This is a genomic window from Streptomyces sp. MA5143a (assembly GCF_900290235.1).
Classification (GTDB): domain Bacteria; phylum Actinomycetota; class Actinomycetes; order Streptomycetales; family Streptomycetaceae; genus Streptomyces.
Genome location: NZ_OLMK01000025.1, coordinates 36,836 through 49,542 on the forward strand (window position 1 = coordinate 36,836; position 12,707 = coordinate 49,542).

Genomic DNA, 12,707 nt, shown 5'->3' on the forward strand with positions numbered 1-12,707 from the left:
GGCTCACAACCACGGCTCACACCCACGGAGTTGACCATGAGGAACCCGCGCAGGACCGCCCTCCGCGCCGTCCTGGCCACGGCACTCGTCCTCGGCGTCACGGCGGGCCCGTCGGCCCTGCCCGCCCTCGCCTCCACCACGGGCCCGGCGCGGCCCGCGCCCGTTCTCGCCCCCACGACCGCTCCCGCCTCCACCCCCGCGCCCGCACTCACCGGGGCCTCGTCCGACCCCGCCCTCGCCCGCCGCCTCTCCACCGCCCTCGCCGGGCTTCCCTCCGCCGACGCGACGGCCGCGCTCGTGCGGGTCGGCGGGCGCGAAGGGGTTTGGCGGGGCAGTTCCGGGGTGCACGACCTGGTCAGTGGCCGGCCGGCGGATCCGGGCGCCCGGTTCCGCGCCGGTTCCGTGACCAAGGTGTTCACGGCGGCGGTCGTCCTCCAACTGGCCGGAGAGGGCCGGATCGACCTGGACGCCGGTGCCCGCTCGTATCTGCCGGAGCTGATCCCGGCGTCGTACGGGGGCGTGACGGTACGGCAGTTGCTGAACCACACGCACGGCATCCCGGCCCCCGACATCCCCGGCACGACGGTGGAGGAGTGGTACGCAGACCGCTTCCGGATCCACGACCCGCGGGACCTGGTCCGGTCGGCGACGGCGAAGCGGAGGGAGTTCGAGCCGGGTGAGCACCAGCACTACCTCAACATCGGCTACACGATCGCCGGTCTGCTGATCGAGCGGGTCACGGGCGACACGTACGAGCACCAGGTCGGCGTGCGCGTGCTGAAGCCGCTCGGGCTGCGGGACACGTCTTTCCCCGGGACGGACCCCCGGATCGCCGGCCGCCACAACCACGGCTACCAGACCATGCGTCTGGACGACGGGACGACCGGGCTGCGGGACGTGTCCGTGTGGGGGACCACGGACGGCTGGGCGGCCGGTGACCTCATCTCGACCACGGCGGATCTGGAGCGGTTCACCAAGGCGCTGTTCCGGGGCCGGGTCGTACCCGAGGGCCCGCTCCTGGACGAGATGTTCACCCTGCCGAAGGTGACGCACCTCAAGACCGGTGAGGACGCCGCCTACTCCGTCGGCCTGTCCATGAAGGTGCTCGGCGGCCGGGAGGTGTGGGGCAAGACGGGCGGCCGCTGGGGCTACAACGCGGCCGTCGCCTCCACCCGCGACGGCGCCCGCACCCTCGTCCACAGCGTCAACTCCACCGACGCGAAGGGCCAGGACATGAACAAGGTCGCGCAGAAGATCATGGTGGCGGCGTACGGGATGCCCGGGGGCACCGCGTCCGCCCGCCGAACTCCGTCCGCCGGCCCCGCCACCCGCGGGTTGGGGTCGTGAGCCTCGGGGCATGATCCACGAGGCCGGCGGGCGCGGGGCGCGATCCGCAGGGGACAGGTCCGGGGACACAGGGGGAAGGCCGACGATGAGCGCGACGGTGACGGCGGTCAGCAGCAACGCCGAGTACTCGTTCACCAAGCCGAACCGGGACGGCGTCACGCTGCTCGCCGGGCTCGGGGTGGAGGGGGACGTCCACGCGGGGGTGACGGTCAAGCACCGCTCGCGGGTCGCGCAGGACCCCACCCAGCCGAACCTCCGTCAGGTGCACCTCATCCACGAGGAGCTGTTCGCCGAGGTCGCGGCGGAAGGCTTCGACGTGGCGCCCGGTGAGCTCGGCGAGAACATCACCACGCGCGGGATCGACCTGCTCGGCCTGCCGGTCGGCACTCTGCTGAAGGTGGGCGACGAGGCGGTGCTGGAGGTGACCGGGCTGCGCAACCCGTGCCTCCAGATCGACGCCTTCCGCAAGGGCCTGCTGAAGCAGGTCGTCGGCCGGGACGAGTCCGGCGGGCTCGTGCTCAAGGCCGGCATCATGAGCGTCGTACGGCAGGGCGGCGTGGTTCGCCCGGGTGACCCCATCGGGGTGGAGCTGCCGAGCGGCCCGCACCGCCCGCTGGAACGGGTCTGACCCCGCTTCATCGCCTCTCCCCTCCGTCGCCGCGCCGACATCTTTACGCCAACTCCGTTCTCGTACACGCGGGTCGACCCGTAGTAAGCGGTGTCCGGCTACCCTTTCCCCATGCGACTTTGTCGGCGCCATGACAAGTACACGGAGCTGCCGCGCGATCCGCGAGCCGACGAGTACCCGATGCCGGCCGTCCCGTACGGCTGGTACGCGGTGCTGCGCAGCCGGGAGCTGCCGCCGGGGAAGGTCGTCAGCCTGCACTACTTCGGGCGGGCGCTGATCGCGTTCCGCGGGCCGGACGGGCGGGCCGCCGTACGGGACGCCTACTGCCCGCACTACGGCGCGCACCTCGGCGTCGGCGGGAAGGTCGTGGGCGGCACGGTGGAGTGCCCCTTCCACGGCTGGCGGTTCGGCGCGGACGGGCGGTGCGTGGAGGCGCCGTTCGCGACGCGCACCCCGAAGGTCTCCCTCGGCGGCTTCCCGGTGCGCGAGCACAGCGGCCTCGTCCTCGTGTACGTCGGGCCGGGCGAGCCCGCGTGGGAGGTGCCCAGGATCCCGGAGGCCGTGTCGCGGGAGTTCACCCGGCCCATCGACGACACCTGCCGGGCGCGGATCCACATCCAGGAGATGCGCGAGAACATCGTCGACGAGTCCCACTTCCACTTCATCCACGGGCAGAGCGAGCCGCCCGTGCAGCAGTGGCGGGCGGACGGCCCGTTCGCCGAGGCACGGGGGTCGTTCAGCCGGCGGGTGCTCGGCCGGGACATCGACAACACCTTCGACGCGTTCATGTACGGGCCGGGCGTGATGGTGGTCCGCACCCACGGCCCCGTGCTGTCGGTCACCGCCGTCGCGCTCACCACGCCCGTCGACGACCGTACGAGCGAGCTGCGGATGCTGTACCACCTGCGCGGCCCGGCCCGTTCCCCCCTGCTCTCCGCCCTGCTCTCCCCCCTCCTCAAGCTCGTCTTCCGCAGGGAGGCGCTGGGCGAGGTCCGCGAGGAGGTCCGCATCTGGGACCACAAGATCCACCAGCCGCGTCCGGTGCTGCTCCCGCACGAGAAGGGCATCAGGGCGATACGCCGCTGGTACGCCCAGTTCTATCCGCCGCGGGCGCCCGGCGAGGCCGCTCGGGGGCTGCCGAGCGCCGAATATCGGGCTGCGGGTGACGACCGGTCAGCTCTAGGCTCCGCCCCGGGGGCCGGCAAGGTGCCCTGACGACGATCGGCCGGTGGATCGGAGATCACGGGGTATGACCTGTCAGCTGTACGCGCTCTGCTTCGACGCGAGCCACCCACGGGACCTCGCCGCGTTCTGGGCCGGGGTCCTCGGACGGCGGCTCTCCGACGACCCGCGGGACGGTGTCGCGGTCCTGCCCGCCGACGGACACGGGTTCCGCCTCGGCTTCCTCCCCGGCGACGAGCCCAAGACCGTCGCGAACCGGATCCACTTCGATCTGACGAGCACCTCACCGGAGAACATGCGGGAGACGGTGGACCGGGCGCTCCGGCTCGGCGGGCGGCACATCGACATCGGTCAGCGCCCCGAGGAGGGGCACGTGGTGCTCGCCGACCCCGACGGCAACGAATTCTGCGTCATCCCGCCCGGCAACGCCTTCCTCGCCGGCTGCGGCTTCCTCGGCGCGCTGGCCTGCGACGGTTCGCAGGCGGTCGGGTACTTCTGGAGCGCGGCGCTCCAGTGGCCGCTGGTCTGGGACCAGGACGAGGAGACCGCGATCCAGTCACCGCACGGCGGCCCCAAGATCACCTGGGGCGGCCCGCCGGTCGCCCCCAAACACGGCAGGAACCGCCTCCACTTCGACCTCGCCCCGCCCCCGGGCGGCGACCAGCGGGCGGAGGTCGACCACCTCCTCTCCCTCGGCGCGAAGCTCCTCGACCCGGCCCCCCACGGGGACGGCCGCATCACGATGCTCGACCCCGACGACAACGAGTTCTGCGTCCTGACGCCCCGCTAGGACGGCGGTTCCAGACCTGCTACGAGCCGCCCGGACCCCTCCGTGTCACATTTCCCGGCCCTGCTCCGTCGGGTCGGTGGAACACCATCGACGCTCCGTCGTGAGGCGGAAAGAGGGGAACGAGACATGGCTGTTCAGACGGCACCGGCGTACCGCGGGGCGGCGTTCGTGCGGATCGCGGTCGCACTCCAGACGCTGACGCTCTTCTTCCAGGCGTCCACCGCCGGGCTGCTGCTGACCTCGGCCCACGGCGAGCTGCTGCACGACGTGGGGGCCCGCGTGATGTACGGGGCCTCCATGCTCTACGTGCTGGCAGCGGTCCTCGCGTGGCGGCCGGGCGGCGCCTCCCCCCGGCCCGTCCTGTACGCCTCGGGGTTCCTGCTGCTCGCCTCCCTCCAGGTGGTCCTCGGCATCGCCCACCTGCCGGCGCTGCACGTCCCCCTCGGCATCCTGATGTTCACCGGGAGCGTGCTGGTACTGCTGGGCACCCGGCCGGGCGGGGCGCCGGGCCGCCCCGGTACCGAAAAGTGATCGCCTAACCTCGGACGTGGACGTCTGATGCGTGGGGTTCCGCGGTGAGGAGGCCATGGTGCTCGGTAGAGGCACGCGTTTGCTCGCGGGTGGTCTGGGCGTGGCCTGCGTCGTGCTCGTCGGCCCCAGCGCGCCGGGCGGGGGCCTGTTCGGCGCCTCGGCCCCCGTGAAGGCCGTCCGGGACGTCGTCCCCGACCGGGTCATGACGTGGAACATCTGCAACCCGTGCGACACGAGCGACGTCGACCGGGCGGCGGAGATCGCCCGCTACGCGCCGCAGGTCATCGGCGTGCAGGAGGCGTGCGTACGGGACGTCGAGCGGATCCGGGACTACCTGGAGCACCTGCACGGGCTGGTCTACCACGTCGAGTACGGGCCGGTGCTGCGCAACTGGAACCGCTGCGGCGGGGTGCCCTGGGAGCCCGGCGGCTTCGGGCAGGCCATCCTCTCCGCGGCGCCCATGACCGACCCCGTCAAGAGGCTCTACCCCGAGGGCGGCTCCGAGGAGCGCGGGTACCTGGCGGTCACCACCGCCGTGGACGGCAGGCCGGTCCGGGTGTTCAACACCCATCTCGCCCAGCGGAGTCAGGAGGCGGTCCGGGAGGGCCAGGTCGAGGTGCTGGCCGAGGCCGTCGCCCGGTACGACCGCGCGATCGTCATCGGCGACCTCAACGCCGTGCCGGACGCCCCCGAACTCGCCCCCCTGTGGGCGCTGGCCACGGACGCGGACCCCGGGTGCCGTCCCCCGGCCACCGGGGACTGCGAGGTGACCACCGACTGGCGGCTCAAGTTCGACTATGTGTTCCTGCGCGGCGTCGCCCCGCTGGAGCAGGGGGTGCACCGCACGCCGGTCTCGGACCACGACCTGGTGCACGCCGACGTCGACACGGCCGGGGCGGCCGCCGGGGACACCCGGCCCGAGGGGTGAGCCGGACGCACGGACGGGAACACACGGGCGCCCGCCGGCCCCTGGGGGTCGACGGGCGCCGGTGTGTCCCGTGCGGACGGTGTGCCCCGGTCACCGGTTCCGATCGCGGTAACTACCGCCGGGTAGCGGGGAGATCGAGTGGAATCTCGGCCACAGTGGCACCTCCCTCGCCTTTCTGCCCTCTCATCAGCTAGACATTGCCCCGACTCACCTTGACCAGTGGGCACTTGAGGGCAAGACCAGCACAGGGGGAAGGACACATGACGACATCCCATGGCGCACCGAGACGTTTCGGTCGTCTGAGAATGGCGGGGGCCGCGCTGACGGCGCTCCTCGTCGCCGGCACGGGGACGGCGACCCAGGCGATGGCCTCGCCGAAGGCACCGGACACCCTGCCGGCCCCGCCCGTGCCGTCCCTGGCGTGGACGGACTGCCAGGGCGGCTACGAATGCGCGAACGCGGACGTGCCGCTCGACTACCGGGACCCGACCGGCCAGAAGATCACCCTCGCGGTGGTGCGCAAGAAGGCCGCGGACCCGGCGAAGCGCAAGGGCACGCTGTTCATGCAGCCGGGTGGTCCCGGCAACTCCGGGGTGGACTTCGTCCGCAACAACTACAACGGGCTGCCGGCCGCGCTGCGCGAGTCGTTCGACGTGTTCGGCTACGACGTCCGCGGAGTCGGCCGCAGCTCGGCGCTCACCTGCTTCGACGACACCCGCTACTCGAAGGCCGTCACCGACGCCAAGGGCGTGCCCGGGCCGGACGCGTTCGGGCCGGCGCTGACCGAGGCCGCCGAGTTCAACCAGGCGTGCCTCGACAACGCGGGCGGGCTGCTGCCGTACGTCGGCACCGAGTACGTCGCCCGTGACATCGACCTGCTGCGCCAGGCCCTCGGCGAGGAGCAGCTCACCTACTACGGGCGGTCGTTCGGCTCGTACATCGGGACCGTGTACGCGGCCCTGTTCCCCGAGCGGGTGCGGGCGCTGACCCTCGACGGGGCGTACGACCCGGTGCACTACGCCAACCGCCCCTACGCCTATGACCGGCCGCAGTACCTGGCGCTGGACGGCGCGATGAGCCGGTTCCTCGACTGGTGCGCCGCCGACCAGCCCATCTGCGGGTTCGGCGACGGTGACCCGCGCGGGGCGTTCGAGCAGCTGAAGAAGGACCTGGACGCCAACCCGGTCACCACCGCCAGCGGCGGCAGGGCGAACGGCTACACGCTGGTCTACCGGCTGATGTTCAACATCAACGAGGGCAAGGTCATCTGGCCGTCGCTCGGCGCGGCCCTCAAGAAGGCGCAGCTGCGGGACAACACCTCGTTCCTGCTGCGTCCGCCGTCCCCGGCGAGCTTCGACTTCCTCGGCCCGAACGTGGCCGTGGAGTGCACCGACCGGGACTACCCGCGCGACCAGCGGCTGCTGAAGCACAAGGTGGAGTCCTTCGCCGCGGCGGCGCCGCTGCTCGGCCCGGCGATGGCGTTCGGTCCGCCGACCTACGACCACCAGCACGCCACCGCGTGCGCGCAGTGGCCGGCCGAGCGGGTCAGCCGCTACGACGGCTCCTACCGGGCGCAGGGCTCGGCGCCGATCCTGGTCATGGGCACCACCGGTGACCCCGACACCCCGTACCAGGACGCGGTGGCGCTGTCCCGGCGCCTCGACAACGCCTCGCTGCTGACGTTCCGGGCGGAGGGCCACACGGCGTTCGGGCGCAGCGCCTGCGCGACGGACGCGGTCGTCAAGTACCTGGTGGACCTGACGGTTCCCGCCCACGGCACGACCTGCGCGGACGAGACGCAGCCGCCGTCGTCGACGCCGAAGGTCGCCCCGCCCGGTACGACACTGGGTGAGCTCCGCAACGGTGTGAACGAGCGCGTGGAGAACATCGGCTCCGTGGCCTGACCGGTCCCGAGCGGTCGGCCGCACCGCACCCGCACCCGCACCACGGCACCTCCCGAGGCGTCGGCCCCTGGCCGGCGCCTCGGTCGTGCGTGGGGCTCGGTGCCCTATCGGTCCGTGTCCGGGTCGTCGGCCGGGTCGCCGAAGGTGAGCGCGTCCAGATCGCCGTCGAAGTCGTCGGGGACGGGGCACAGCAGGTCCAGGGGGCCCGGCGGCTGTCCGCGGGGGTCGGGGACGGTCAGGGGCTGCTCAGTCCAGATGCACTTGCCGTCGGGGGTGTAGCGGGTGCCCCAACGCTGGGAGAGGGCGGTGATGAGCTGGAGGCCCCGGCCGCCCTCGTCGGTGTCGGTGGCCCGGCGTATGCGGGGCATCGTGAGGCTGCCGTCGAAGACCTCGCAGGTCAGCTCGGAGCCGTGCAGGAGCCGCAGCCGCACGGGCCCCTTGGCGTGGCGTACGACGTTGCCGACGAGTTCGCTGGCGAGCAGCTCGGTGGTGGGGGCGAGGTCGTCCAGACCCCAGGCGGCGAGCTGTTCCCGGACATGGCGGCGGGCCTGCCCGGCGGCCCTCGGGTCGTCGAGGAGCTGCCAGCACGCCACCTTGTCCTCGGTGAGGGCGTGCAGCCGGGCGACGAGGAACGCGGCGTCGTCGGCCGCCTGCTGGTGGGCCGGGAGCAGCCCGTGGATGAGGGTGTCGCAGAGGAGTTCCAGGTTGTCGGCGGTGCCGTCGTCGTGGGCGTTGCGCAGCAGCCGGGCGAGTTCGGCCATGCCCTCGTCCATCTCGCGTTTCGAGGACTCCACGAGGCCGTCGGTGTAGAGGACGAGCATGCTCCCGTCGGGCACGTGCAGTTCGACCGTCTCGAAGGGCGGCTCGGCCGCGCCCAGCGGCGGGTCGGCGGCCAGGTCCGGGAAGCGCACACTGCCGTCGGGCAGGACCAGCGCCGGCGGCGGGTGCCCGGCGCGGGCGAGGGAACAGATCCCGGTCGTGGAGTCGTACAGCGCGTACAGGCAGGTCACGTACGACTCCTCGCCCATGCCGGCGACGAGGTCGTTGAGGTGGGTCATGATCTCGTCGGGCGGCAGTTCGAGGTCGGCGAGGGTGTGGACGGCGGTGCGCAGCCGGCCCATGGTGGCGGCCTCGGGCAGTCCGTGGCCCATGACGTCGCCGACGACGAGGGCGACCTGGCCGCTGGAGAGCGGGATGACGTCGTACCAGTCGCCGCCGACGTCCATGCCCCGTCCGGCGGGCAGATAGCGGGCGGCGGACGCGCAGGCGGGCAGGTCGGGCAGGGCCTGCGGGAGGAGGCCGCGCTGGAGTTCGCGGGACCGGGTGTGCTCGACGTCGAAGAGGCGGGCCCGCTCCAGGGACTGGGCGAGGAGCGCGCTGATCGCGGTGAGGAGGGTGCGCTCCTCCTCGGTGAGGCGGCGCGGCCGGTCGAAGGAGACGACGCACACCCCGAAGGTGTGGTCGGAGGCGGTCAGCGGCAGGAACGCCCAGGACTGCTTGCCCGAGCGGCGGGGCAGGTCCGCGTTGCCCGGCGCGTACGCCGTGTACTCCTCGGCCGAGGAGAGGAAGACGGGTCTGCCGGTGGTGATGGCGTCCCAGGCGGGGCCGTGCCGTGTCTTGCGGCGGTGGTCGATCAGCTCGATGAACTCGGCGGAGTAGCCGACGTACCCGACGTTGTGGAGCCGGTCGCCCTCGACGTCCTGGACGAGGAACCCGGTGGCGGCGAACGGCGGCAGCACCCGCCGGGCGACCGCCTCGATCACATCCCGCGTGGTGGTCGCCTTGGCCAGCGCGGCCGTCAACTCGGCTATGCGGGAGGCCCGTTGGGTGGCCGACCGGTCGGCGGCGCGACGCTCCTCCTCCAGCCGGCGGTTCTCGGTGGTGTCGGTGAAGTACAGGGTGTGGCCGTCGGGCCCCGGCACGACCCGGAGGTGGAACCAGCGGTCCTTGCCGGCGCTGTGCACGTCGAACCCGGTGGGCCTCTGGTCGGCCGCCGCCTTGCGGCACAGCCGTTCCAGGCCGGGCACGCCGTCGCACTCGACGGCCAGTTCCCACAGCACCCGTCCGACGATCTCGTCCTCGGACAGGCCCAGCATGCGTTCGGTCTCCAGGTTGGCGAAGGTGATCCGCCATGCCGTGTCGACCGCGAGGAAGGCGTCGCTCATGTGACGCACGGCCCGGCTGAGCGCGTCGCGGGTGGAGCCGGACTCGGTGCTCTCCCAGCCGACGCCGACCATCCGCCGGGGTGCGCCGTGCTCGTCGTAGGTGGCGCGGCCGCGGGCCCGGGTCCAGCCGTAGCTGCCGTCCAGGCGCCGTACGCGGTACTCCGCCTCGTACACGGTGCGGTCGCGGATGGCGCGGTGGGCCGCGGCGAGGGTGGGGGCGAGGTCGTCGGGGTGGACGATCCGCATCCAGTTGTCGATCCTGCCGGTGAAGTCGCCGGGCCGGGTGCCGTACAGCTCCAGGGCGGCCTCGTCCCAGGCCAGGTCGCCGGTGCGGATGTCCCAGTCCCAGGAGCCGACGCTGACCTCCTTCAGGGCATGCCGTAACCGCTCGCCCCCGGACTCGGCGGGGGTGGGGCCCGACGGGGGTGGGGCCTGCCCCATCCGCTCCTCGGTCCAGGCGACGACGTCCCGCAGGAACCCCCAGTGGTCGTCGTCGGGTTCGCCGCGGTCGCCGGTGAGGACGGAGAGCGCGCCGATCGCCCGGTCGCCGCAGGCCATGGGGAGGGCGGCGAGACCGGTGCCGGGCCAGGTCGGGTCGACGGAGGCGATGGGCGCCCAGGAACCGTGGTCGCCGTGCAGGGCGCGGGCCGGGGGCAGGGGGCCCTCCTGGTCGATGATCTCCCAGGGGCGGGTGAGGGCGGCCGGGAGGCCGGTCGCCGACACCAGACGGAGCGCCGACATCGGCCCGCGGAGGTGGATCATGCCGCCGAGAGCGCCGAGTTCTCCGACCGTGTGCTGGAGCGCGAGGCGGAAGACCTCGCTCTCCGCGACACCGGGATCCACCGTGCCGAGCAGGGCCAGCCGTGCGTTCATGAATCCGACCTTAACGTTCACCGGTCGATCAAGGCAGTGCGGCACAGGAACTCACCGACGGATCGTCCGCACCAGCTCGTGAAGGTCAACTGACTTGTCGTGCACAACAATTGACGCGCCGACAGAAAGTGTGCCCGCCGGGCGCGATCGTCGTCGCGCGGGTGGCGTGACCAAGATCCGGCACGGGTCGTTGGGCCGCTGCAAGACCCAGGTTGTCCGGCCGACCCCAGCAGGCGCCCCATGTTCAAGTCGTTGGTCAAGACGTTCGTCGAGCAGTACACGAGGAACCAGCAGCTCGGTCGAGAGCTGAGAGTTCGGCGTGAGGAGCAGGAGCGGCGATGGCGTGAGGAGGACCGGGCCGTGCTCCTGGCGGCGCTCGCGGAGAACCGGGTCGCGCTCGACGAGCACAACCGCACGCTCCGCCGGGCCGCCGGCGTCTCGTACATCACCCTGCGCTGCCACGAGGACACCTGGACCTTCATGGCGCGCGCCGCCTTCGGCGTCTGGGAGCCGAACTGGACCCAGAGCACCCGTGACCCCTACGACCGGATCGGTCCCGGGGTGAGCGGGGCGGGCCGGTTCACCGCGGACCCGAACCTGCCGCCGGGCCGTGTCACCAAGGCCGAGGGAGGCATGCAGGACGTGCTGCTGTCCGGGCAGAACCTCGTCCTCGTCCTCGACGCCCTGCACACGGCCACGACGGCGGAGCTGTCCGCCACCGGGGCCCGCTGCCGGACCCTCTACGACCGGCTGGCGTCGTTCACCGCCAAGCTCGACCCGGGCGCGCCGCCCGGCCGCACCACCGGGATCCTCTGCCGGATCGACGACAGCCTGCACACCCAGTACGTCGGCGGCCGGCCCTCCGGCGGCACCACCGGTCGCGGCACCTCCGCCTCCCTGCTGCGCAAGGTGCCGTCCCCCGCCCCGGCGACCCGCTGACCCGGGCGGCGCGAGCCGGGGCGGGGGCGGAGTGGGGGCGGAGTGGGGGCGGGACGGGGGAGGGGTCAGGACAGGGAGGCGAGGAGGCCGGTCCCCGGTTCCAGGACGCCGGGCTGGCCGAGGGCGCGGAAGTCGGCCTCGACGTCAGACAGTCGGAGGGCGCCGGCGCGAACGGCGTGGTAGCGGACCAGCGACCACACGAAGACGTCGAGGTTGTCGAACTGGGTTTCCGCCTCGACGACCTCCTCCTCGTGGAACCACACGGCGACCCGGCCGTTGGTGAGCACCACGTAGTAGTTGCCGCCCCCGTCGGCGCCGACGGACCACACGTCGTCGTCGGACAGCTCCGTCTCGTGGTCCGAGTCGAGGATCCGGCAGTCGTTGGCCGCGAAGTCGAAGGCGTACGACCAGTCGTGGATGTCGAGGAAGCGCGGCATGGTTCCCGCCCGCACCCGGCGGTCGAAGGCGGCCAGCGCCGTCGCCGCGTCGTGCGGAAGGCGGGCGAGGAACGGTGCGACCGGGCGGGTCGACGCCGGGGGCACGGCGGCCCACGGCTCGTCGGGGAACCAGCGCGCCAGATCGGCGTCGAGACCCCGCTCCACGTACCCGGCCAATGCGTCGACGGTGAGAGACATGCGGGGAGGCTATCCGCGCCCGGCCCGCGTACGGGCCCCGGACGGTCGCTTACGTGGTGGATTACGTAGCCGGTTACGTGGGGTACGGACCCCGCGTGGCCGCTCGACGCGAGCGGAACACAACCATCCGGCATACCGGGCCGTCTCACCCCATGGCAGCTCACGCTATCCAGGGGGACAACATGCGACGTATCGGAGCGGCGGTGGCCGTACTCGTGCTCGCCGGCACGGCGGCGGTGGCGGCGGGGGGCGGCGCGAGTGCCGCTCCGGCGGGCGCCGCGCGGGCGGCGGCGTGCCCGACGGGCTGGGGCAGCGGCCTCAAGGGCGTCCCGGACAGCGGCATCGTCCCGCTGGCCGACATCAGGACCGGCCGCCACGACTGCTACGACCGCATGGTCTTCGACGTCCCCGGCGGCGGCGACCACATCGGCTACTACGTCCAGTACGTCGACCAGTTGCACCAGGTCGGCTCGGGCGACGTCATCCCGGTCGGCGGCGGCGCCGTCCTGGAGGTCAGGATCGCCGCGCCCAGCTACGACCCGCAGACCGGCGCGGTCGCCTACCCGGGGAAGGCGGCGAAGCCGCTGCCCGGCGTCGACATCACCGGCTACCGCACCTTCCGCGACACCCGCTTCGCGGGCAGCTTCGAGGGCGAGACCCAGATAGGTCTCGGTGTCCGCGCCCGGCTCCCGTTCCGGGTGAGCCAGCTGCACGACCGGCTGGTCGTCGACGTCGCCCACAGCTGGTGAGAGCGCCGGTGCTGTTCCGCGGTGCCCGACTTGTAG

Annotated in this window: 11 protein-coding genes; 9 read left to right on the forward strand and 2 right to left on the reverse strand. The window is 72.7% G+C overall.

Annotated elements, in window-relative coordinates:
* Window positions 1-36 precede the first annotated feature (36 nt).
* The 7 genes from SMA5143A_RS11520 to SMA5143A_RS11550 all read left to right on the forward strand — a co-directional run bounded on the left by SMA5143A_RS11520 (window position 37) and on the right by SMA5143A_RS11550 (window position 7,310).
* Entirely contained in the window at window positions 37-1,347 is a 1,311-nt protein-coding gene (locus tag SMA5143A_RS11520) for a serine hydrolase (RefSeq protein WP_107462851.1), read from the forward strand.
* Between the two features lie 85 nt (window positions 1,348-1,432).
* Window positions 1,433-1,975 (forward strand): MOSC domain-containing protein, encoded by a 543-nt coding sequence (locus SMA5143A_RS11525; RefSeq protein WP_181361815.1) that lies wholly within the window; start codon window positions 1,433-1,435, stop codon window positions 1,973-1,975.
* A 111-nt stretch (window positions 1,976-2,086) separates the two neighbouring features.
* A complete protein-coding gene (locus tag SMA5143A_RS11530) occupies window positions 2,087-3,190 on the forward strand; it encodes a Rieske (2Fe-2S) protein (protein WP_258193474.1) in 1,104 nt (367 codons plus the stop codon).
* Window positions 3,191-3,224: 34 nt separating this feature from the next.
* Entirely contained in the window at window positions 3,225-3,947 is a 723-nt protein-coding gene (locus tag SMA5143A_RS11535; protein WP_107462853.1) for a VOC family protein, read from the forward strand.
* 126 nt (window positions 3,948-4,073) lie between these two features.
* Window positions 4,074-4,478: a hypothetical protein gene (locus SMA5143A_RS11540; RefSeq protein ID WP_107462854.1), complete on the forward strand. Its 405-nt coding sequence runs from the start codon at window positions 4,074-4,076 to the stop codon at window positions 4,476-4,478.
* A 55-nt stretch (window positions 4,479-4,533) separates the two neighbouring features.
* Window positions 4,534-5,406, forward strand: coding sequence for an endonuclease/exonuclease/phosphatase family protein (locus SMA5143A_RS11545; RefSeq protein ID WP_107462855.1), 873 nt, complete (start codon window positions 4,534-4,536; stop codon window positions 5,404-5,406).
* A 260-nt stretch (window positions 5,407-5,666) separates the two neighbouring features.
* Window positions 5,667-7,310: an alpha/beta hydrolase gene (locus tag SMA5143A_RS11550; RefSeq protein WP_107462856.1), complete on the forward strand. Its 1,644-nt coding sequence runs from the start codon at window positions 5,667-5,669 to the stop codon at window positions 7,308-7,310.
* Between the two features lie 104 nt (window positions 7,311-7,414).
* On the opposite strand, the gene SMA5143A_RS11555 is transcribed toward SMA5143A_RS11550, so the two are convergent.
* The gene (locus SMA5143A_RS11555; RefSeq protein ID WP_107462857.1) at window positions 7,415-10,348 is read right to left on the reverse strand and encodes a SpoIIE family protein phosphatase; all 2,934 of its coding nucleotides are present in this window, start codon (window positions 10,346-10,348) and stop codon (window positions 7,415-7,417) included.
* Window positions 10,349-10,588: 240 nt separating this feature from the next.
* On the opposite strand from SMA5143A_RS11555, the gene SMA5143A_RS11560 reads away from it, so the two are divergent.
* Window positions 10,589-11,287, forward strand: coding sequence for a hypothetical protein (locus SMA5143A_RS11560; RefSeq protein WP_107462858.1), 699 nt, complete (start codon window positions 10,589-10,591; stop codon window positions 11,285-11,287).
* 65 nt (window positions 11,288-11,352) lie between these two features.
* Here the strand turns inward: SMA5143A_RS11560 and SMA5143A_RS11565 are convergent, their stop codons facing one another.
* Window positions 11,353-11,922, reverse strand: a complete 570-nt coding sequence (locus SMA5143A_RS11565; protein ID WP_107462862.1) for a hypothetical protein — start codon at window positions 11,920-11,922, stop codon at window positions 11,353-11,355.
* A gap of 182 nt (window positions 11,923-12,104) precedes the next feature.
* On the opposite strand from SMA5143A_RS11565, the gene SMA5143A_RS11570 reads away from it, so the two are divergent.
* Window positions 12,105-12,671 (forward strand): AMIN-like domain-containing (lipo)protein, encoded by a 567-nt coding sequence (locus SMA5143A_RS11570; protein ID WP_181361816.1) that lies wholly within the window; start codon window positions 12,105-12,107, stop codon window positions 12,669-12,671.
* The last annotated feature ends 36 nt before the right edge of the window (window positions 12,672-12,707 follow it).

Coding starts and splice junctions, on each gene's coding strand:
- SMA5143A_RS11520 (WP_107462851.1), top strand. CDS start 37: ATGAGGAACCCGCGCAGGACCGCCCTCCGCGCCGTCCTGGCCACGGCA.
- SMA5143A_RS11525 (WP_181361815.1), top strand. CDS start 1,433: ATGAGCGCGACGGTGACGGCGGTCAGCAGCAACGCCGAGTACTCGTTC.
- SMA5143A_RS11530 (WP_258193474.1), top strand. CDS start 2,087: ATGCGACTTTGTCGGCGCCATGACAAGTACACGGAGCTGCCGCGCGAT.
- SMA5143A_RS11535 (WP_107462853.1), top strand. CDS start 3,225: ATGACCTGTCAGCTGTACGCGCTCTGCTTCGACGCGAGCCACCCACGG.
- SMA5143A_RS11540 (WP_107462854.1), top strand. CDS start 4,074: ATGGCTGTTCAGACGGCACCGGCGTACCGCGGGGCGGCGTTCGTGCGG.
- SMA5143A_RS11545 (WP_107462855.1), top strand. CDS start 4,534: ATGGTGCTCGGTAGAGGCACGCGTTTGCTCGCGGGTGGTCTGGGCGTG.
- SMA5143A_RS11550 (WP_107462856.1), top strand. CDS start 5,667: ATGACGACATCCCATGGCGCACCGAGACGTTTCGGTCGTCTGAGAATG.
- SMA5143A_RS11555 (WP_107462857.1), bottom strand. CDS start 10,348: ATGAACGCACGGCTGGCCCTGCTCGGCACGGTGGATCCCGGTGTCGCG.
- SMA5143A_RS11560 (WP_107462858.1), top strand. CDS start 10,589: ATGTTCAAGTCGTTGGTCAAGACGTTCGTCGAGCAGTACACGAGGAAC.
- SMA5143A_RS11565 (WP_107462862.1), bottom strand. CDS start 11,922: ATGTCTCTCACCGTCGACGCATTGGCCGGGTACGTGGAGCGGGGTCTC.
- SMA5143A_RS11570 (WP_181361816.1), top strand. CDS start 12,105: ATGCGACGTATCGGAGCGGCGGTGGCCGTACTCGTGCTCGCCGGCACG.